Genomic DNA, 20366 nt, shown 5'->3' on the forward strand with positions numbered 1-20366 from the left:
CCAGATTCCGGTGTTGGTGGACGGTGCGCTGCCACTCGCCGCTGGTCGGCTCGACCTTGACCACGTCGGCGCCCATGTCGCCCATGCGCTGCGCCGCGAACGGCCCGGCCATCGCGATCGAGCAGTCGAGCACGCGGATGCCGCTCAGGATATTGGTCACTCGGAGTTCCTCAATTCATGGTCCAGCCGCCATTCACGTGCAGCGTCTGCCCGGTGACGAAACCGGACTCGTCGCTCGCGAAGAAGGCGATGGCGTTGGCGATGTCATGCGCGGTGCCGCGGCGCTTGATCGACTGCGCGTCGAGCACCATGCGGTTGTAACCCTCGGGGTCGGGGTGGATCTTCTCGGCGTCGGTCGGGAAGGCGCCGGGCGCGATCGCGTTGACGGTCACGCCGTACGGCCCGAACTCGCGCGCCCAGGCGCGGGTCAGGCCGACCAGCGCCATCTTCGACGCGACATAGGGCGACAGGTTCGCCCAGCCCCCCGACAGCGTGATGCTCGAGACGTTGATGATCCGGCCGAAGCCCTTGTCGCGCATCCCCGGCAACGCCGCCTGCACCGCGACGATCCCGGCATCGACATTGACGCGCTGGACCGCCTGATGCTCCTCGATCGAATAGTCCTCGAACGGCTTGGAGGGATAGATCGCGGCGTTGTTTATCACCACGTCGAACCCGCCGATGTGCCGCGCGAGCTGGTCGAGCGTCGCGCGAAAGCCGGCGAGGTCGGAGAGATCGGCGGTCGAGACGACCAGTTCGCCCGGTCCCTTGCCTTCCGCCGCTGCCTTGAGCGCCTCGACCTTGGCGAGATCATTGTCGATCGCCACCACCGTCGCGCCGCGCTCGATCAGCAGCAAACTGGTGTCGAGCCCGAGCCCGCCGGCCGCGCCGGTATAGAGGACGGTCCGGCCCTTCACTCGGCACCCCCGATCGGCGGGAAATTGCCCGATGGGGCGGGATATTCATCCGCCGGCTGAAGCGCGACGCCCTCGATCCGCTTCACCGCGTCGGCGACCGCGCCGGCATCGGGCAGGATGCGGAACACGCTGTCGTAGCGCCGCTCCTCGCCATGCTCGAGCCAGATCAGCTCGCCGCGCTCGCGCGCGAAATCCTTGCCCATGACATGGTTGGTCGAGGGCTCGATCCCGACGGCATAATGGCCGGCATGGAGGTTCTGCCACTCGTACATCGCCGGGAACTGGTCCTTGCGCGTCTCGACCTCGAAGCCGAAGCCGAGCGCTTCGTTGACCACCGCGACATTGACCTTGCCCGCGGCATCCGCGGCCATGTCGTGCTGCCACACCTGCTCGTGGAAATTGACGATCGGCGCGGGGAAGGTGCGGTAGCCGGTCCCCTGCGCACGATACTTGTCCTGATGCGCGGCCCAGATCACGTCCTTGACCGGCGCGACGTAGCGCGAGCCCTCGGCCACCACCGGGTGGCTGACGTTGATATGGTAGCAGTACATGTGCGGCGTGCGGTAGAAGCCGTGATTGACCACGCGGTCGATCAGCCGGATCTCGTCGCCGCCGACATCGGCCTCGATCCGGCGGATGAGGTGGAGGTCCTCGCCGAACACGGTCGATTGCTGGACGACGCCCTCGGCCCACAGCACGCATGCATCGCCGTTCCAGGTCTCGCCATAGCCGGTGAGCCGCGCCGGGATCGTGCCGATGCGCCCGTGGAGCGATGACGACACCTTCTCGCGCGGGCCATAGAAATAATGGCCGGCGGGATCGTCGTGCATGAACAGGACATGGTCGAGCCCGCAGGTGATCAGCAGCCCCGACATCGAGCGGAACCAGCCGAGCCCGCCCTCGCCCTCATAATCGTGCAGCCCGGGATGGCGGAAGCCCGAGGGCGAGTGCCAGCCCACCGCACGGCCGTTATGCTCGCACTCGGCGATGTCCATCGCGCGGTCGACCAGCACGGTGAAGCGCAGGCCCGAGCCGGTGCGGAACTCGAGCTGCCGCACGCCGCGCTCGACGCCGTCGCCGAGCGTCGACAAGCGCACGCCCGCGAATTGCGAGAACGATCCCGATCGCGCGGCAAGCTCGCGCCGGTTAAGGGTCTCGCCATAGAGCCTCGGCACCATCCCGCTCCATATGATGTTGTAAGACGTATTATGTTTAGGGCAGGATTGCGTGGCGCGTCAATCGAAGTCCGGGAGAAATCGCTCATGCCAATCGTCCGCCGTTGCTTCGCCGTCGACCTGCACGACGACCCCGAGCTGATCGCCGCCTATCGCCGCTGGCACGAGCCGGGCGGCCCGCCCCCTGCGATCAACGCGGCGATCCGCGCCGACGGGGTCGAGTCGCTCGAGATCTGGCTGGTCGGGAACCGCATGTTCATGATCATGGAGCAGGACGCGGAGGCCGCTGCCGACGATACCGGCAAGCAGGCTCGCGACGCCGCCAATCCCGACGTCGTCGCCTGGGAGAAGCTGATGGGCGGGACCTACCAGAAATCACTGCCGTTCGCGCCGGACCGCAAATGGGTCGAGATGGAGCAGATCTACTCGCTGGCGGCGCAGCCCGACTGATCCTCCCCCGCCAGGGGGAGGATTATCCCGGTCACTCTACCCCCGCGGCTGCGCGCGCCGCTTCGCCCACGACCCCGCGATATGCTCGTGCATCGCGGCGGACGCCCCGCCGGGGTCACGCGCCGCGATCGCCTCATAGACCTTGCGGTGCGCGGCGTGAGTCTCGCGGACATGCTCGATGCTGAGCTTGCCCGAATAGCCGTGGGTGCGCAGCGCTTCCGACTGGATGCCGTCGATGATCGCCTTGCTCAGGCGGTCGCCCGACATGCGCATGATGATGTCGTGGAACCTCAGATCCTCGACGACATAGGCCGAGGGCATCGTCACCAGGCCTTCGAGCTTCTCGATCTGGCTGCCGAGCTCGGCGATCGCATCCGGCGTGGCGTTCGCCGCCGCCTTGGCCGCCATCGTCGATTCGAGCAGCGTGCGGATCTCGGAGAGATTGTCGAGATAGGCGAGCCCCTCCTCGCCCTGGAACAGCGCCGAGAGGATCATCGGATCGAGCATGTTCCACGCGCGGCTGTCGCGCACGATCGTGCCGCGGCCCTGCTGGGACACGACCAGACCCTTCTCGGTCAGCGCTGTCGTCGCCTCGCGCACCACGGTGCGGCTGACGTCGTACATGTCGCACAGCATGTTCTCGGGCGGCAGCGCGGTGCCGACGGGATAGGTGCCCATGACGATCGCGTTGACCAGATCCTCGACCACCGCCGTCGACAGCCGCGGCCGGCGGCGGACCCGCTGATGCGTGGACGTGGTTTCGTTCATTCGTTTCTCTCGCTCACGCCGTTCAGCCACCAAGGGTGGAACCGCAAGCCCCGCACCGTCAAGCTCTAGAGTCGGATTCGGCTTCGCTGAAACGCGGCGCCGGCCCCTCCCCCACCCTGCCACCCATGGGATATTGGCGCTGGGTGGCCGGGTAGCGGAGCGGACCGGCGCCGCAACCGGCTCAGCTCTGCTGAACCGAACTCAAATTCACAGGGTTGCAGATTTGGAAAGATAATACATACTATGTTTCGACGCCGGGCAAGATTCCGCCCGGACAGAGGGGCGCCGCCAAGCATGAAGATTACCGGATATCGCAGCCTGACGACGACCCATGACTGGGGCCGGCCAGTGGGCGACGTCAACGGTGTCGTCGCGAGCGGCGTGACCGAGGTGCCGATCCTGCTGCTCGAGACCGATGGCGGCCTCACCGGCGTCGGGCTCGGCCAGCATGCCGATATCGACCGAGTGTTCCCGGCGGTCGAGGGGCAGGATCCGCGCGCGGTCACCGCGCTCTACGACTCGATGCTCGCGCACGTGTTCAAGAGCGGCCATGCCGGCGCGACCTATGGCGCGATCGCCGCCGTCGACATGGCGCTGTGGGACCTCAAGGCCAAGATGGCCGACGAGCCGCTGTGGCGCACGCTCGGCGCGCTCGACCGGTTCGTGCCGGGTTATGCCTCGGGCCTGTGCTACGGGCTCGACGACGAGGCCTTCGCCGCGCTCTATCGCGACTGGGCGGCGCGCGGCTACAGTTCGGCCAAGATCAAGGGCGGGCGCGACATCGGCCGCGACATCGCGCGGCTGCTCGCGGCACGCGATATCCTCTCGGCCAACACCTCGCAGCCCGCGCTGATGCTCGACGTCAACGAGGCGTGGAACGTCAAGCAGGCGGTGCGCCACCTCGCCGAGATCGAGGCGCAACTCGACCTCACCTGGATCGAGGAGCCGGTGCGGCGCTGGGACGCGGCCGGCCACGCCCAGATTTCGCGCGCGTGCCGCGCGGCGGTGGCGACGGGCGAGAACCTCACCGGGCTCGACCAGTTCGCGCCGCTGTTCGATGCGCACGGCGCCGACGTCGTGCAGACCGGCAGCGTGTGGGGCATCACTCATTTCCTGCGCGTCGCGACCGCCGCGCATGCGCGCAACCTGCCGGTCTCGCCGGTCGGCTACAACGCCAATCCGGTCGCGCACGCCGCCGCGAGCCTGCCCAACATGATCGGGATCGAGGTGCAGGACTGGAAGATGCCCGCCGGGCTCGCGGTCGACCAGACGATCGCCGATGGCGGCATCCGGCTCGGCGACGCGCCGGGGCTCGGCATCGCGGTCGACGAGGCGGCGCTGGCCCCACGCGCCGCGCCCGGCTGGAACAGCGCCGGCGGCCCGCACCGCCGCCCGCGCCAGGCCGGCTTGCGGCTGGTGCCGGACGGGCCGCAGGCCGCAGAATAATAGACAAGCGAGATTAGCGGAGAGACCATGGCCAGCGCCGCCGACACCAAACTGGCTCCAGCCCCGTCCTATGTGCTCGGCCCCCAGCGGCTGAAGCTTCAGCTCTCGCTGACCGTCAACACCTTCCTGCTGCTCGCGCTGTACAGCGGCGTGCTCGGCGTGCTGCTCCCCAACCAGCTGGCCGAGATCGATCCCGGGTCGAAGGAGAGCAACCTCGCGCTGCTGTTCTTCATCACCTCGATCTTCTCGACGCTCGCCACGCCGATCTCGGGCGCGCTGTCCGACCGCACGCGCAGCCGCTGGGGCCGCCGCACGCCGTGGATCGCGATCGCCTCGCTGATCGGCTCGCTCGCGCTGTTCGGCGTGTCGTTCCAGACCAGCTTCGTCTCGCTGATGGTGCTGTGGATCATGGCCGCGGTCGCCTACAACTCGATGCAGCCGGCGATGACGACGCTGATCGCCGACCGCTTCGCGCCCGAGCATCGCGGCACCGTCTCCGGCCTGATCGGCGCGGGCACCACCGCGGGACTGACCGCCGGCACCTTCGTCGCCGGCTACCTCGCCGGCGAGCGCGTCCTCGCCTACGGCCTGTTCGCGGGAGCGATCGCCGCGTCCTGCCTGGCCTTCGTCGCGATCAACCGCGAGCCGTCGAGCGAGAAGCTGCCGCACCGGCCGATCGAATGGGGCAGCTTCTTCAAGAGCTTCTGGATCTCGCCGCGCCAGCATCCCGATTTCGCCTGGGCGTTCGCCAGCCGCTTCTTCATCTACATGGGCTATCAGGCGGTCGCGGCGTTCCTGCTCTATATCCTCGCCGACTATATCGGGCTCGGGCTCGCCAAGGCGAACATCGCCATCGCCAACATGGCGCTGATCACCCTGGTCTGCTCGATCGTCGCGTCGCTCGTCTCGGGCTGGCTCTCGGATCGCTGGCAGCGCCGCAAGCCGTTCGTCGTGCTCGGCAGCCTGATCATGGGCATCGCGATGGTCGTGCTGCTCGCGATCCCGACGATGGACGGCATGTGGATCTACGCCGCGGTGATCGGCGCCGGCTACGGCATGTTCATGTCGATCGACACCGCGCTGATGACTCAGGTCCTCCCCAAGAGCGCGCTGGGCGACGAGGGCAAGGACCTGGGCGTGCTGACCACCGCGATCAACATCCCGCAGATCATCAGCCCGATGATGGCGCTGGCGCTGCTCAGCGCCTTCGACAACGACTATCGCGCGATCTTCTGGGCCGCGATCGTCTTCGTGTTCGGCTCCGCGCTCTGCGTGCTGCCGATCCGCAGCGTGCGCTGACTCGCTGCATTTGTAATACATATGATGATAATTTGACATACGGGCTGGCTTGCGCCATCCTGCCGTCAAACAAGTTCTCAGGGAGAGAAACCATGAAGATTCGCCGTGCCATGCTGCTGTCCGCCGTCGCCGGAAGCGCATTCACGCTGGCCCAGCCCGCCCTTGCGCAGGAGACGGCGGCCCCCGCCGAGGACGCCGCGCCCGCCGAGGAAGAGATCCTCGTCACCGGCATCCGCGCCTCGGAGCGCGCCGCGATCGACATCAAGCGCAACGCCGTCGCGGTGGTCGACTCGATCGTCGCCGAGGATCTCGGCAAGCTGCCCGACCAGAATGTCGCGGAATCGCTCCAGCGCGTCGCCGGCGTCACGATCGAGCGCAACCGCGGCGAAGGCCGCTACGTCACCGTCCGCGGCTTCGGCCCCAAGTTCAACGCGGTCACCGTCAACGGCCGCACGCTGGCGACCGACAATAACGGCCGCGAATTCTCGTTCGACGTGATCCCGTCGGAGGTCATCTCCGGCGCCGACGTGTTCAAGTCGCCCCAGGCGAACATGATGGGCTCGTCGATCGGCGCGACGATCAACGTCAAGACGCTGCGCCCGCTCGAGCAGAAGCAGGGCTTCAAGTTCGCGGGCTCGGCCACCGGCATGTGGTCGGAAATCGCCGACAGCTGGAACCCCGAATTCTCGGGCGTGGCGAGCTGGAAGAACGACTCCGGCACGTTCGGCGTCGCGCTCTCCGGCGTCTATTCCGAGCAGGAGAACCGGATCGACGAGTTCACCATCGGCGCCGGCCATGTGAAGCGCGGCAGCGTGCAGCCCGCGGTGGCGAAGGACGACACGATCGGCCGGCCGGCGCGCGGCGCGGACTATTTCTTCGGGCGGACCGGCCCCGGCGTCACGCAATTCTCCGGCGTCGACATGCCCTCGAACCTCTCGCCCTTCTTCTTCGAGCGCGAGCTCAAGCGCTGGGCGGTCAACGGCTCGGTGCAGATGCGGCCGAGCGACAAGCTCACCGTCACCGTCGACACGCTGTTCTCGAAGGCGCGCTTCATCGAGCAGCAGACCGGCCTCGCCTATGACTTCTCGGGCGGCACGCTGGTCGAGCACGTCGTCGAGGGCGGCAGCATCGTCAACGGCTTCGATCTCGGCAACGGCACCGTCGCCAACGGCGTCCAGGTCGGCGGCAAGACCCTGTACCAGCGCGTCACCGGCGGCTTCGTCGACCAGATCATCCAGTATGACGACCGCGACGTCACCACGGATCAGTTCGGCATCAACATCGACTGGCAGCCGACCGACACGCTGCGCGTCCGCCTCGACGGCTCGCTCTCCGACGCGCGCCGCCGCGGCAAGGAGAACAACCTCTTCACGACGATCCGCCGCAAGAACATCGACTATAGCTACGACCGCCGCAGCGGCAGCCCGATCTACGACTACACCTTCAGCAGCCCCAACTACGCCAACGCCGCGACCAACCCGAACGGCCTCACCGCGCACTATTACATCTGGGGCGGCGGCTCGGACATCGACGACGAGATCGAGGAGTACAAGGCGGACATCGAATGGAATCCGGGTAACGGCGCGCTGACCTTCTATGCCGGCGCGTTCAAGCAGAGCCGCATCAAGACGATCACCGCCGCCGAGACTCCGTTCGGCCAGCAATGCACCTATTGCGGATCGGATCGCGCGCTTCCGGCCTCGCTGTTCTCGCCCACCGACCGCTATTTCTTCTCCGGCGGCGGCAACAACATCCTGCGCGACTGGCTGATCTACAGCCCGCAGGAGATGGTTCTCCAGATCGACCAGTTCGCCGCTCAGGACGGCAAGACGTTCAACCCCGGCACTATCTCGGCGACCGGCTCGTCCAAGGTGGATGAGAAGGTGTGGGGCGGCTATCTGATGGCCGCGCTGGAGACGCAGATCGGCGGCATGGACCTCGCGATCAACGCGGGCCTGCGCTACGAGGACACCGACTATACCTCGTCCGGCGCGTCCTCGCAGGTGGTCTCGGCCGTTCCGCGCCGCGACCAGAACGGCAACCTCACCGGCCAGAACGACATCGTTCTGTCGCCGGTCCAGCCGATCAGCTTCCGCGGCAAGTATCGCGACTGGCTGCCCTCGATCAACGTGCGCCTCGGCCTCACCGACGATCTGCTGCTGCGCTTCGCGGCGTCAAAGGTGATGACCCGCCCGACCCTGTCGGACCTGTCGCCGCGCCAGTCGATCCAGACCAACCCGGGCAACGAGACGATCCGCCGCGGCAATCCCGACCTCCAGCCGTTCCGCGCCAAGCAGGTCGAGGCCGGCGCCGAGTGGTATTTCGCCCCGGGCTCGCTGCTCTCCGCGGCGGCGTTCTACAAGGATATCGACTCGTTCGTGACGCTGACGACGACCCCGCAGCTCGTCGACCAGGTGACCTTCCAGGTCACCGTGCCCGACAATGGCGAGGGCGCGACGGTCAAGGGCTTCGAGATCGGCTATCGCCAGTCGTTCGACAACTGGCTGCCCGGCGTACTGAGCGGCTTCGGCATCCAGGCGAGCTACAACTACACCGACTCGAACGCGCAGTATCGCAACGCGGTCGCCAACGTGACCTTCGGGCTCGAGGGCTTGTCGAAGAATTCGTACAGCCTAGTCGGCTTCTACGAGAAATACGGCATCCAGGCCCGCGTCGCCTATACCTATCGCGACAACTTCCTGGTGCTGGCCTCGGGCCGCAACGGCGAGCCCGAATATTTCGACTCTTATGGCCAGCTCGACGTGAGCCTGTCCTACGACATCGGCAAGAACTTCACCGTCTTCGCCGACGCGATCAACCTCAACAACGCCAAGGAGTTCATCTACTCGGTGAGCGAGGACCGCACCAAGGAGTATCGCAAGACCGGCCGCCGCGTCTCCGCCGGCGTCCGCGTCCGCTTCTGAGTCTGTCCGGAAATTCGCGAAAGGGCGAATTTCAGGGCGGCACCAGCCCGCTCCCCACCCGGCCACCCATATGATGCTGCCGCCGGGTGGCCGGGTGGGGGAGCGGCCTGGTGCCGCAAAAGCGCCCGACGCATTTTCCAAGCGAACACCGACAGCCGCCTGCCACCCCTCTCCCCGGCGCGGCTGAGGGGCGCTCCGTCGCGGTCGATCGGCCGTGCCGGGGCGCCCCGCTTCGTTCGGGCGGCGCGCGCATCAAATGCCGATGGAAATGTGGGACGCTTCGCCGCATACAGGGGAATCGGCCGCGTCAGCGCTTCGCAGGCGGCGAGGCGCCGGCCGCAAGATGGGGGCGGCAACCGGGTGCAGAATGTGAAGCAGCAAGCAGCGATCGACCAGGAGGAACCCCGCTTCGGCCGGTTCGCGCGCAACATCCGGTCCAGTCATGACCAGGTCGCGCAAGTGCTCGGCAACGAGATCCTCTCCGGCGCGATCCCGCCAGGCACCAAGCTGCCGCAGGAAGCCGAGATCCTCGCCCGCTTCGGCATCTCGCGCACCGTCCTGCGCGAAGTGTTCAAGACGCTCACGGCCAAGGGGCTGATCGTCTCCAAGACGCGCGTCGGCACCACCGTGCTCGACAGCTCGCACTGGAATTATTTCGACGCCGACATCCTCGCCTGGAAGGTGAGCCAGGGCTTCGACATGGCGTTCCTGCGCGATCTCGCCGAGATTCGCGTCGCGATCGAATCCGCCGCCGCCCGCGCCGCGGCCGAGCGCCGCACCGACGAGGACCTTGCCGAGCTGCGCCGCCATCTCGCCGGGATGCGCGACGCGACCGACAGCGCGCGCGACTATGCCGAGGCCGACCTGCAGTTCCACAAGGCGATCGGGCGCGCTTCGGGCAACGCGCTGATGCGCTCGCTCGCGGCCGTGATCGAGACCGCGCTGATGGCCTCGTTCCGCATGAGCTCGCCGGTCAACGAGGCCGAGGAGCATCACACCAGCGTCCGCGGCCACGCGCAGATCGTCGACGCGATCGAGGCGGGCGACGGCGATCGCGCCGCGCGCGCGATGCGCGAGATCATCGGCCATGGCGTGTCGCGGATCGAGAAGAGCACCGCGCCGGGCAAGCGCGGCAAGTAGGCGTCGCTCTGATTCAGCTTGAATCATTCCCCTGCGAAAGCGGGGCTAGATTGGGGAATCATCTTCCCACGTCGTCATTCCCGCCTTCGCCGGGATGACGACGGGATTCGGATATGGAAGCCCGGCCGAACCCGGTTCGGAAAAGCAAAGCGGAGTACCGGCCCCTCCTCCGGCCGGTTGCGCCCCGCAAATATTAGTATTATTATATTTTCAATTCCCCGCGAATCCGTAAAAATTCGTAAGGGAGCTGGAACGACATGGGAGGGATTGGATGACTGACGGCCCGGTGACCGCAGGCCTTTCGCGGCGGCACTTCATGCATTGCGCCGCCTGCGCCACCACGGCCGCCGGGATGGGCGCGCTGCCCGCGAGCGCGCTTGCCGCGACCCAGGCCTCTGGCGCGCTGAAGGGCAAGGAGGCGATGCACGAGTTCGCCTATGGCAAGGTCAAGCTCACCGGCGGCCGCATCAAGCGCCAGTTCGACCATATCCACGCGCATTTCCTAGCGCTCGACAATGACCGAATCCTCAAGGTGTTCCGCCAGAATGCCGGCCTGCCCGCCCCCGGCCCCGACATGGGCGGCTGGTACGACCGCGACGGCTTCGTCGCCGGGCTCACCCTGGGCCAGTATATCTCGGGCCTCGCGCGCTACGGCGCCGCGACCGGCGACCAGGCCGCGCATGACAAGGTCCGTCTGCTGGTCAGCGAGTGGGGCAAGGCGATGGTCGCCGCGACCAATCCCTATGCCGGCCCCAAGGCGCAGGCGCAGTGGGCCGCCTATGTCATGGACAAGTACGTCGTCGGCCTGGTCGACGCCTATCGCCTGAGCGGCGCCGAGCAGGCCAGGACCCTGCTCCCGATCATCATCGAGAAGTGCCGCCCCTATATCTCGCCCGTCTCGCGCGACCGCATCGGCAAGGTCAATCCGCCGTATGACGAGACCTATGTCATCTCGGAGAACCTGTTCCACGTCGCCGAGATCACCGGCGACCGGAAGTACCATGACATGGCGGTCCATTATCTGCTCAACAAGGAATGGTTCGACCCGCTCGCCGCGGGCGAGGACGTGCTGCCGACCAAGCACGCCTATAGCCACACCATCGGCAACGCCTCGGGCGCGCAGGCCTATCTCCATCTGGGAGACGAGAAGTACAAGCAGGCGCTGGTCAACGCCTGGAAGTTCATGGAGCCGCAGCGCTTCGCCTCGGGCGGCTGGGGGCCGGAGGAGCAGTTCGTCGTGCTCGGCCAGGGCAACCTCGCCAAGAGCCTCAAGTCCTCCAAGGCGCATTTCGAGACGCCGTGCGGCGCCTTCGCCGACTTGAAGCTCGCGCGCTACCTGATCCGCTTCACCGGCGAGGCGCAATATGGCGACGGGCTCGAGCGCTCGCTCTACAACACCATGCTCGCCACTCGCCTGCCCGACAGCGACGGCGGCTATCCCTATTATTCGGACTACGGCGCGCAGGGGCAGAAGCGCTATTACCACCAGAAATGGCCGTGCTGCTCGGGCACCTTGGTGCAAGGCGTCGCCGACTATGTGCTCAACGCCTATTTCCACGACGACGACAATCTGCTGGTCAACCTCTACACCCCCTCGGAAGTGACCTGGGACCGCCCCGGCGGCGCGGTGGAAGTGGTTCAGGAGACCGACTATCCGGTCGCCGACACGGTGAAGCTGCGCGTGCGCAAGGCCGGCAATGGCCGCTTCGGCATGAAGCTGCGCATCCCGCACTGGACCAGGGGCGCGAAGCTGCTGGTCAACGGCAGGGCCCAGCCGGCGACGCCGGGCCAGCTCGCGACGATCACGCGCAGCTGGAAGGCCGGCGACACGGTCGAGCTGACCATCCCGCAGCCGCTGCGCACGCTCGCGATCGATCCCGAGAATCCCAACCTCCAGGCCGTGATGCGCGGCGCCGTCATGTATGTCGGCCTCAACCCGTGGGAGGGGATCGAGAACGAAACGATCGCGCTGCCCGGCGCGCTCGAGCCGATGCCGGGCAATCCCGAATCCTATCGCGCCAAGGTCGGCCAGCGGAACCTGGTGTTCATCCCCTATTACGCGGTCGATACCGAGCGCACGACGACCTACTTCAAGACGGCGTGACGATCGGAATGCCTGTCTCCTCTCTCATCTGTCATCCCCGCGCAGGCGGGGATCCATTCTGGCTGACTTCCCGCATCGAGCCGCGACGGCAGCGGCAATGGATCCCCGCCTTCGCGGGGATGACGAAAGGGGAATATGAAGGCCTCGGACTGAAATGACCGACCCCCGCGTCACCGCCACCTACGAGATCGAGACCGCCTTCCCGCTGCACCAGGCCGCGGAAACGATGGCCGGCGAGCAGTCGACCGGCACCTTCGTCCGCGTCCCCGGCGAGACCGACGCGCTGCGCGAAGCGCATGCCGCGCGGGTCGAGGAACTGGTCGAGCTGGGCGAGGTCGCCGAGCCCTCGCTCCCCGGATCGGGCACGCCCAGGAACTGGGACGGCAAGCGCCGCCGCGCCCGCGTGCGCCTCTCCTGGCCCGTCTCGAACATGGGGCTGTCGCTCCCCAATCTGCTCGCGACGATCAACGGCAACCTCTCCGAGCTCAAGGCCTTTTCCGGCCTGCGCCTGATCGACGTGACGCTGCCGCCCGAGTTCCTGACACGCTATCAGGGGCCGCAATTCGGCGTGCCAGGCACGCGCGAGCTGGCCGGCGTGTTCGACCGCCCGATCATCGGCACGATCATCAAGCCCAGCGTCGGCATGTCGCCCGAAGCCACCGCCGCGCAGGTGCGCACGCTGGTCGAGGCCGGGATCGACTTCATCAAGGACGACGAGCTCCAGGCCGACGGCCCGCACTGCCCGTTCGATGAACGGATCAGCGCGGTGATGCGCGTGATCAACGACCATGCCGAGCGGACCGGCAAGAAGGTGATGTTCGCCGCCAACCTGACCGGCGAGATCGACGAGATGCTCGCCCGCCACGACCATGTCGTCGCGCAGGGCGGCACTTGCATCATGGCCAGCATGAACTCGATCGGCCTGCCCGCGATGAAGGTCCTTCGCGCCCATTCGCGGCTGCCGATCCACGGCCACCGCAACGGCTGGGGCATGCTCGGCCGCTCGCCCGCGATCGGGATGAGCTACATCGCCTTCCAGAAGCTCTGGCGCCTCGCCGGGATCGACCACACCCACGTCAACGGCATCGACAACAAGTTCTGCGAGAGCAACGAGAGCGTGATCGCCTCGGCGCGCGAGTGCCTGACGCCGATGTTCCCGGCGCCGCACAAGGGCTGCGAGATCATGCCGGTCTTCTCCTCCGGTCAGTCGGCCCGGCAGGCCGCGCCGACCTTCGCCGCATTGGGCTCGGTCGACTGCATGTTCGCGGCGGGCGGCGGTATCATGGCGCATCCCGGCGGCCCGGCGGCGGGCGTGCGCGCGCTGCAGCAGGCTTGGGAAGCCGCGGTCGCCGGCATCCCCGCCGAGCAGGCCGCAAACGACGCGCCCGAGCTCAAGGCGGCGCTCGGCGCGTTTGGTGGATGAGCGCGCTTGCAATGTTGGAATTGATTTGCTTGCATGCCGATACGACCCGTCCGGCGTCAGGGTGCGATCCCGTGCTCTCTCGCGATCCCGGATCGCCCGCCGCGCCGACACGCGCCGATAGTGTCAAGCTAGTGTCAACTTCCGCGGCATGAACGGCGCGCCGCTCTACGCGTTCGTCGGCGACGACTTCACCGGCTCGACCGACGTGCTCGAGCAGCTCGCCGAGGGCGGGGTGCCCGCGGTGCTGTTCCTGCGCACGCCCGACGCCGCGCTCCGCGCCCGCTTCCCCGAGGCGCGCGCGATCGGCATCGCCAGCGACGCGCGCAGTCGTCCGCCCGAATGGATGGACGCCGAGCTGCCGGCGATGTTCGCGGCGCTGAGCGACGCGGCGCTGGTCCACTACAAGACCTGCTCGACCTTCGACAGCGCGCCGCATGTCGGGTCGATCGGGCGCGCGCTCGACATCGGCGTGCGCAGCTTCGGCGCGCCCGGCGCGATCGTCGTCGCCGCGCCGCATCTCGGCCGCTACGTCGCCTTCGCCAATCTCTTCGCGGCGGCGGGCGCGCAGGTCCACCGCATCGACCGCCACCCGACCATGTCGCGCCACCCGGTCACGCCGATGCACGAAGCCGACCTGATCCGCCACCTCGCCGCGCAGACCCGCGCGAGGATCGGCCATGTCCCGCTCGACCGCATCCAGTCGGGTGAGGCCGAGGCCGCGTTCGACGCGGTGCGCGAGTCCGATGCGGTGCTGTTCGACGGCACGACCTTCGCCGATCTCGCCGCGACCGGCACGATCCTGCGCACGCGCCGCATCCGCTTCGCCGCGGGCAGCTCGGGGGTGACCCGCGCGCTGGTGCTGGCGTGGCAGGCCGAGGGCGTGATCGACGGCAAGCCCGCCGCGACCCGCGCCGCCGAGGCCGAACGCCTGCTCGTCGTCAGCGGCAGCTGCTCGCCGGTGACCGCGCGCCAGATCGCACGCAGTGCCGCCGACGGCTTCGCCGCCGCGCGCGCCGACGTGCCCGCACTGCTCGAAGGCTCGATGGCCGAGGAAGCGCGCCTCGCCGACGCCGCCCTCGCCGCGCTCGCCCAGGGCAGCCGCGCGCTGATCGCTTCCGCCGAAGGCCCGCTCGACGCCGATGCTCTCGCGGCGGGCGAGAAGCTCGGCCAGGCGCTCGGCCGCGTCACCCGCGAGGTCGTCCGCCGCGCCGGTCTCACCCGCCTACTGTTTGCCGGCGGCGACACCTCCAGTCATGGCGTCGCGCAGCTCGGCATCGACGCGCTGACCTGGGCCGCCCCGGTCGAGCGCGGCGCGCCATTGGTGCGCGCCCACGCCGCCGATCCCGCGATCGACGGGCTCGAGCTGGTGCTCAAGGGCGGCCAGATGGGCGGCGAGGATTTCTTCGAGACGGTCCGCCGCGGCGGCTAAGACAGGCGGCAACGGCCGCAAAAAGGGAGAGCGGAATGACACGGGTCGCGCGTTGGGCGATGGGAACGGCGCTGGCGGCGCTCGCGACGACGAGCGCGGCGCAGGAGCGCGTACCGCAGCCCGCCCCCGATCCCGACAAGTTCCGCAACCCGCCGGCCGAGGCACGCCCGCACACGCTCTATTTCTGGATGAACGGCAACGTCACCAAGGAGGGGATCGACGCCGATCTCCAGGCGATGCGCGACATCGGCATCGGCGGTGTGCTGATGTTCGACGGCAGCAGCGACGTGCCCAAGGGCCCGGTCGACTATCTCAGCCCGCAATGGCTCGACCTGATGACTCACATGATGGGCAAGGCCGACGAGCTCGGGCTCAAGGTCGGGCTGCACAATGCGCCGGGCTGGTCGTCCTCGGGCGGGCCGTGGATCAAGCCCGACCAGGCGATGCAGCAGATCGTGTGGACCGAGACGCGCGTCACCGGCGACGGCACCGCGCCGGTCAGCCTGCAGCTGCCCCAGCCCTACACCAAGGAGGGCTATTATCGCGACGCCGCGGTGATCGCCTTCCCCGCCTCGCCCGGCGACGAAAGCCAGTATCGCGCGGCGGTGGTGGCGATGGACGCGGGCGCGGCGGTGCAGCCAGCGACGCTGACCGATCGCGACCTCCACACCGCGGTCGAGGTCTCGCCCACCACGCCGCTGGTCGTGACGATGAACAAGCCGTTCGCCGCGCAGGCGATCACGCTCTACGCGGTCAAGGAAGCGCCGGGCTTTTCGGCCACGGTCGAGGCCTCGGTCGACGGGGTCACCTGGTCGAGCGTCGGCAAGGTCAGCGTCGGCCCCGAGCGCGGCATCGAATCCCCCGGCACGCTCAACTTTCCCAATGTCGAGGCGATCTATTTCCGCATCACCCCCTCGGCCAGGGTCAAGCTCGCCGAGGCGCTGATCTATGCGACGCCGCGGATCGACAATTGGGACCTCAAGGCCGAGCATGATTTCGTCATGGCCGGCCCGGCCGAGAAGCCGCCCGCCGACCTCAAGCCGCAATATGCGATCGATCCGGCGCAGGTGATCGACATCACCGCCAATCTCGACGCCGCCGGCACGCTCAACTGGACTCCGCCCGCGGGCGAGTGGACCGTGATGCGCTTCGGCCATACCCCGACCGGCAAGCTCAACGTCGCCGCATCGGATTCGGGCCGCGGGCTCGAGGTCGACAAGCTGAGCAAAGCGGCGGTCGACCACCAGTTCGACAGCACCCTCGCCAAGGTGGTCAAGGCCGCCGGCCCGCTCGCCGGCAAGGCGTTCGACATGATCGAGATCGACAGCTTCGAAGCCGGGATGCAGAACTGGACCCCCGCGCTCCCCGCCGATTTCCAGAAGCGCAACGGCTATGCGGTCACGCCCTTCCTGCCCGCGCTGACCGGCCGGATCGTCGGCGACCTCGACGTCTCCAACCGCTTCCTGTTCGACTTCCGCCGCACGCTCGCCGACCTGATGGCCGACAATTACTATGGCCGGATGCAGGACCGCGTGAACCATGCGGGCCTCAAATTCCATATCGAGGGCTATGGCCCCGGCCCGTTCGACGCGCTTCAGGTGTCGGGCCATGCCCAGGTGCCGATGACCGAATTCTGGTCGCGCACCCCCTGGACCGACAACCGCACGGTCAAGATGGTCGCGTCCGCCGGGCACGTCTACGGCAAGAACGTCATCGCCGCCGAGGCCTTCACCGGCGAGGCCGAGACCAGCCGCTGGCAGGACTATCCCTATTCGATGAAGACGCTGGGCGACCAGATGTTCGCGCAGGGCTTCAACCAGATCTTCTTCCACCGCTGGGCGCACCAGCCCAATCCCAAGGCGCTGCCGGGCATGGCGATGGGGCCGTGGGGCATCAACCTCGAGCCCTCGAACACCTGGGTGCGGCAGGCCAGGCCGTGGATGGAGTATCTCGCGCGCAGCCAGTACATGCTGCGCCAGGGCACCTACGTCGCCGACGTGCTCTACTTCGTCGGCGAGGACAGTCCCAACCAGGCCGAATATGTCCGCCCGCAGGTCTCGCCCGACACCAATCCGAAGATCGGCGTGCATTTCGACCCGCAAGTCCCCGCCGGCCACCAGTACGACCTGGTCAATGCCGAGGTGCTCCTGACCCGCGCGAAGGTGAAGGACGGCCAGGTCGTGCTCGCCAACGGCGCGGCCTATCGCCTGCTCGTCATCCCGCAGGACATCACCACGATGACCCCGCAGCTCGCCGCGAAGATCCGCGAGCTGGTCGAGGCGGGCATGGCGGTGCTCGGGCCCAAGCCGGTCCACCCGATGACGATGGCCGGCAAGGCCGAAGGCGACGCCGCCTTCCGCAGCGCGGTCGATGCGGTGTGGGGCGATGGCGGCGCGGCGCGCAAGGTCGGCAAGGGCCGCGTCTTCCCGGGCGGGTCGGTCGACGACGCGCTCGCCGCGCTCAAGGTCGCGCCCGACGCGGATTGCCGCACCGCGACGCCCGACGGACAAGTGGTGTGGCTGCACCGCAAGACCGACGCCAACGACATCTATTTCGTCGCCAACCGCCAGCGCCGGGCCGAGCGAGTCACCTGCACCTTCCGCGTCGGCAGCGCGGCGCCCTCGCTGTGGGACGCCGAGACCGGCGGCATCACCCGCCCCGCGCTGTTCCGCACCGAGCGCGACTTCACCGAGGTGACCTTCGACCTCTCGCCCGCCGGATCGACCTTCGTGACGCTCGACTTCGCCGCCGGGGCGAAGCGGATCGACTGGGCGGCGAAGGACGGCCGGCGTTTCGTCGACGCCACCGCCAAGCCGGTGGTCCCGCCCACCCCCTCGAACAGCTTCACCATCTCGCTCTGGGCCAAGCCCGATATCGACCAGCGCCTGATGCCCGAGGAGAGCGCCGAGGGCCGCATCAACGAGACCGGCAAGCAGTATCTGATCCCCGCCCGCTCGGGCCGCGACATCCACGGGCCGAAGACCGCCATCGCCGGGCTCGCGCTCGGCCGCAACGGCGCGTTCGTGATCGAGCGGGTATCGCCCGACAGCGTGCCCGCGGTGCTGGTCAGCCACACCCCGGTCGCCGGCTGGACTCATGTCGCCCTGGTCTATGACAAGGGCACGCCGCGCCTCTACTTGAACGGCAAGCTCGTCCGCACCGGCAAGAAGAGCGGCCGCACCGTCTATGCCGGCGGCAACGCCGCCCCCGCGCCGGTCGGCGTCACCTATGGCTTCGAGGGCAATTTCACCCCGGCGCGGACCGAGGCGCGCGTGCGCTCGGCCGAGGAGATCGCCGCCGAGGCGGCCGCCGGACCGCCCGCGCCGGTCCTGACCACTGCGCCCGCCGAGATCAGCCGCGACCGCTATGGCGACCTCCAGGCACTGGCATGGGAGAGCGGCAGCTACACCCTCAGCGACGGCGGCAAGTTCGAGGCCGAGCTGCCCGCGCCGATCGCGGTGCACGGGCCGTGGGAGGTCGCACTCCAGCCCGGCCGCGGCGCGCCGGCCAGGATCACCCTGCCCAGTCTCTACTCGCTCAGCCGCCACGAAGACGCCGGCGTCCGCCACTTCTCGGGCACCGCAACCTATACGCGCACGATCGACGTGCCCGCGCACGCACTCAAGAAGGGCCGCCGCGTCTTCCTTGACCTCGGCCGGGTCGAGGTGCTCGCGGGCGTCACGGTCAACGGCAAGGATCTGGGCGTGACATGGAAGGAGCCCTATCGCGTCGACATCACCGATGCCGTGCGCCCCGGCGCCAACCAGGTCTCGCTCGCGGTCACCAATCTCTGGGCCAACCGCATGATCGCCGACGCCGCGCTGCCCGAGGAGGGCGAGTTCGTCGACGGTGACTGGGCGATCGGCCAGCGCATCCTCGCCAACGGGAAGAAGCAGGACGTGATGGCGCGCAAGATCACCGCGCTGCCCGACTGGTACAGGGCGGGCCAGGCCAAGCCCGCGGGCGGCCGCGTCACCTTCACGCCCTGGACCTTCTACCAGGCGCACGAGCCGTTGCTCGACTCCGGGCTGCTCGGCCCGGTGCGCGTGGTGTTCGCCGATCAGATCAAGGTGGAGTAGGCGGTCTCTCAATCCTCCCCCGCCAGGGGGAGGTGGCAGCCGCAGGCTGACGGAGGGGGCGGACACGATTCAGAGGTGGTGCTTCCTCCCCCTCCGTCGCGCTTCGCGCGCCACCTCCCCCTGGCGGGGGAGGATTCACTTTTACCACGGCGTCGAGCGCGCGACCGAGATGCCGCGCACTTCGTCGGGCCAGGTGCCCGCGACCGCGCAGTAGAAATGCCAGAGCGCGCCGTCGTGCCAGATCACCGACGGCTTGTGCGCATGGGTCTCGTCGACGCTGCCCGGCACGCCGCGGTCGATCATCGGCTCGGCGACCTTCTCGAAGTTGAACGGGTCGCGCCCGATCGCGAGCAGGTCGCGCGCACCGCGGCGCGAGGTGTAGCCGTAATAATACATCGCCCACAGCCCCTTGTGGCGCAGCACCCAGGGATTGGCGGCGAAGCGCGCGTCGTTCGATCCCGGCGCGCCGACCTTGACGATCGGATTGCCCGGATGGCGCGTCCACGTCTTGAGGTCGCGCGAGGTGGCGACGCCGATCTGCTCGAGCCACGGCACGTCGCGGTTCTTGGCGTTGTAGTAGAGGTAGAAGGTGTCGCCGTCGCGGGTAAGATAGGATTTGTAGAGCCCGCCGCGCTCCCATTCGGCGCCGTCCTCGGGCCGCAGGATCGGCGTGTCGTCACGCTCCCAGCGGATCAGGTCGTCGCTCCACGCGAGGCCGATCACCGCCGGCCCCTCCTCCATCCCCGGGCTGGGATAGGCGTTCCAGCTCGCGACGTAGCGCCCCTTCACCTTGAGCGGCCGCCCGGCCGAGCGCAGCCCCGGCTCGCGCAGGATCGAGGACATCGCGATATTGTAGCGCGTGATCGGCGAGCTCGGGTCGCGGGCGAGCGCGATCCCAAGCTTTTTCCAGGCGATCAGATCCTGGCTCTCGGCGATCCCGGTCTGGTAGCCGGTGCCGTCGAACCCGTAGAAGGTCATGTAGAAGCGGTCGGGGCCGCGGAAGACCATCGGCGCATCGACGAACTTGCCGTCGAAGCCGGCCGGATCGTCGCCCTTCGTCACGATCAGCCGGCCAAGCTTGTGCGGCGTGCGGAACGGGGCGAGGTCGATCCCGCGCTCGCGTGCCAGGGCAGGACCGGCGACCGCGCTCGCGCACAGCCCAGCGAGCGCCGTGCGCCGCGTGACCTCCAAAAGGGTCCCCGCCGCCGAAGC

General features: G+C 68.2%; 14 protein-coding genes. 9 read left to right on the forward strand and 5 right to left on the reverse strand.

Features of this window, described 5'->3' with window-relative positions; all coding sequences use genetic code 11:
- The 3 genes from ABDV68_RS04985 to ABDV68_RS04995 form a co-directional block, all read right to left on the reverse strand.
- On the reverse strand, positions 1 to 160 hold a 160-nt coding region (locus ABDV68_RS04985), incomplete at its 3' end, for a CoA transferase (protein WP_343518606.1).
- 10 nt (positions 161 to 170) lie between these two features.
- The gene (locus tag ABDV68_RS04990) at positions 171 to 917 is read right to left on the reverse strand and encodes an SDR family oxidoreductase (protein WP_343518568.1); all 747 of its coding nucleotides are present in this window, start codon (positions 915 to 917) and stop codon (positions 171 to 173) included.
- A complete protein-coding gene (locus ABDV68_RS04995; protein ID WP_343518569.1) occupies positions 914 to 2092 on the reverse strand; it encodes an aldose 1-epimerase family protein in 1179 nt (392 codons plus the stop codon). Before ABDV68_RS04995 ends, ABDV68_RS04990 begins: the two co-directional genes overlap by 4 nt.
- An 87-nt stretch (positions 2093 to 2179) precedes the next feature.
- On the opposite strand from ABDV68_RS04995, the gene ABDV68_RS05000 reads away from it, so the two are divergent.
- Positions 2180 to 2542: an L-rhamnose mutarotase gene (locus tag ABDV68_RS05000; RefSeq protein ID WP_343518570.1), complete on the forward strand. Its 363-nt coding sequence runs from the start codon at positions 2180 to 2182 to the stop codon at positions 2540 to 2542.
- A 36-nt stretch (positions 2543 to 2578) separates the two neighbouring features.
- Here the strand turns inward: ABDV68_RS05000 and ABDV68_RS05005 are convergent, their stop codons facing one another.
- Positions 2579 to 3310 (reverse strand): FadR/GntR family transcriptional regulator, encoded by a 732-nt coding sequence (locus ABDV68_RS05005; RefSeq protein WP_343518572.1) that lies wholly within the window; start codon positions 3308 to 3310, stop codon positions 2579 to 2581.
- A gap of 294 nt (positions 3311 to 3604) precedes the next feature.
- Here ABDV68_RS05005 and ABDV68_RS05010 point away from each other — a divergent pair, with 294 nt between their 5' ends.
- The 8 genes from ABDV68_RS05010 to ABDV68_RS05045 all read left to right on the forward strand — a co-directional run bounded on the left by ABDV68_RS05010 (position 3605) and on the right by ABDV68_RS05045 (position 19154).
- Entirely contained in the window at positions 3605 to 4756 is a 1152-nt protein-coding gene (locus tag ABDV68_RS05010; RefSeq protein ID WP_343518574.1) for a mandelate racemase/muconate lactonizing enzyme family protein, read from the forward strand.
- Between the two features lie 27 nt (positions 4757 to 4783).
- A complete protein-coding gene (locus ABDV68_RS05015) occupies positions 4784 to 6055 on the forward strand; it encodes an MFS transporter (RefSeq protein WP_343518575.1) in 1272 nt (423 codons plus the stop codon).
- A gap of 92 nt (positions 6056 to 6147) precedes the next feature.
- The gene (locus ABDV68_RS05020) at positions 6148 to 8979 is read left to right on the forward strand and encodes a TonB-dependent receptor (RefSeq protein WP_343518576.1); all 2832 of its coding nucleotides are present in this window, start codon (positions 6148 to 6150) and stop codon (positions 8977 to 8979) included.
- Positions 8980 to 9348: 369 nt separating this feature from the next.
- Positions 9349 to 10119, forward strand: a complete 771-nt coding sequence (locus ABDV68_RS05025; protein WP_343518578.1) for a FadR/GntR family transcriptional regulator — start codon at positions 9349 to 9351, stop codon at positions 10117 to 10119.
- Between the two features lie 271 nt (positions 10120 to 10390).
- Positions 10391 to 12223 carry a beta-L-arabinofuranosidase domain-containing protein gene (locus tag ABDV68_RS05030; protein WP_343518579.1) on the forward strand — a complete coding sequence of 611 codons (1833 nt, stop codon included), beginning with the start codon at positions 10391 to 10393 and terminating at the stop codon, positions 12221 to 12223.
- A gap of 154 nt (positions 12224 to 12377) precedes the next feature.
- On the forward strand, positions 12378 to 13646 hold the full coding sequence (locus ABDV68_RS05035; protein WP_343518580.1) for a ribulose-bisphosphate carboxylase large subunit family protein: 1269 nt from the start codon (positions 12378 to 12380) through the stop codon (positions 13644 to 13646).
- Between the two features lie 148 nt (positions 13647 to 13794).
- The gene (locus ABDV68_RS05040; protein WP_343518581.1) at positions 13795 to 15075 is read left to right on the forward strand and encodes a four-carbon acid sugar kinase family protein; all 1281 of its coding nucleotides are present in this window, start codon (positions 13795 to 13797) and stop codon (positions 15073 to 15075) included.
- A gap of 35 nt (positions 15076 to 15110) precedes the next feature.
- Entirely contained in the window at positions 15111 to 19154 is a 4044-nt protein-coding gene (locus ABDV68_RS05045; RefSeq protein ID WP_343518582.1) for a glycosyl hydrolase, read from the forward strand.
- Between the two features lie 141 nt (positions 19155 to 19295).
- On the opposite strand, the gene ABDV68_RS05050 is transcribed toward ABDV68_RS05045, so the two are convergent.
- On the reverse strand, positions 19296 to 20345 hold the full coding sequence (locus ABDV68_RS05050) for a hypothetical protein (RefSeq protein WP_343518583.1): 1050 nt from the start codon (positions 20343 to 20345) through the stop codon (positions 19296 to 19298).
- Positions 20346 to 20366 lie beyond the last annotated feature (21 nt).

Source organism: Sphingomonas sp. (assembly GCF_039595165.1).
Lineage (GTDB): Bacteria > Pseudomonadota > Alphaproteobacteria > Sphingomonadales > Sphingomonadaceae > Sphingomonas.

Coding starts and splice junctions, on each gene's coding strand:
- ABDV68_RS05000 (WP_343518570.1), top strand. CDS start 2,180: ATGCCAATCGTCCGCCGTTGCTTCGCCGTCGACCTGCACGACGACCCC.
- ABDV68_RS05005 (WP_343518572.1), bottom strand. CDS start 3,310: ATGAACGAAACCACGTCCACGCATCAGCGGGTCCGCCGCCGGCCGCGG.
- ABDV68_RS05010 (WP_343518574.1), top strand. CDS start 3,605: ATGAAGATTACCGGATATCGCAGCCTGACGACGACCCATGACTGGGGC.
- ABDV68_RS05015 (WP_343518575.1), top strand. CDS start 4,784: ATGGCCAGCGCCGCCGACACCAAACTGGCTCCAGCCCCGTCCTATGTG.
- ABDV68_RS05020 (WP_343518576.1), top strand. CDS start 6,148: ATGAAGATTCGCCGTGCCATGCTGCTGTCCGCCGTCGCCGGAAGCGCA.
- ABDV68_RS05030 (WP_343518579.1), top strand. CDS start 10,391: ATGACTGACGGCCCGGTGACCGCAGGCCTTTCGCGGCGGCACTTCATG.
- ABDV68_RS05035 (WP_343518580.1), top strand. CDS start 12,378: ATGACCGACCCCCGCGTCACCGCCACCTACGAGATCGAGACCGCCTTC.
- ABDV68_RS05040 (WP_343518581.1), top strand. CDS start 13,795: ATGAACGGCGCGCCGCTCTACGCGTTCGTCGGCGACGACTTCACCGGC.
- ABDV68_RS05045 (WP_343518582.1), top strand. CDS start 15,111: ATGACACGGGTCGCGCGTTGGGCGATGGGAACGGCGCTGGCGGCGCTC.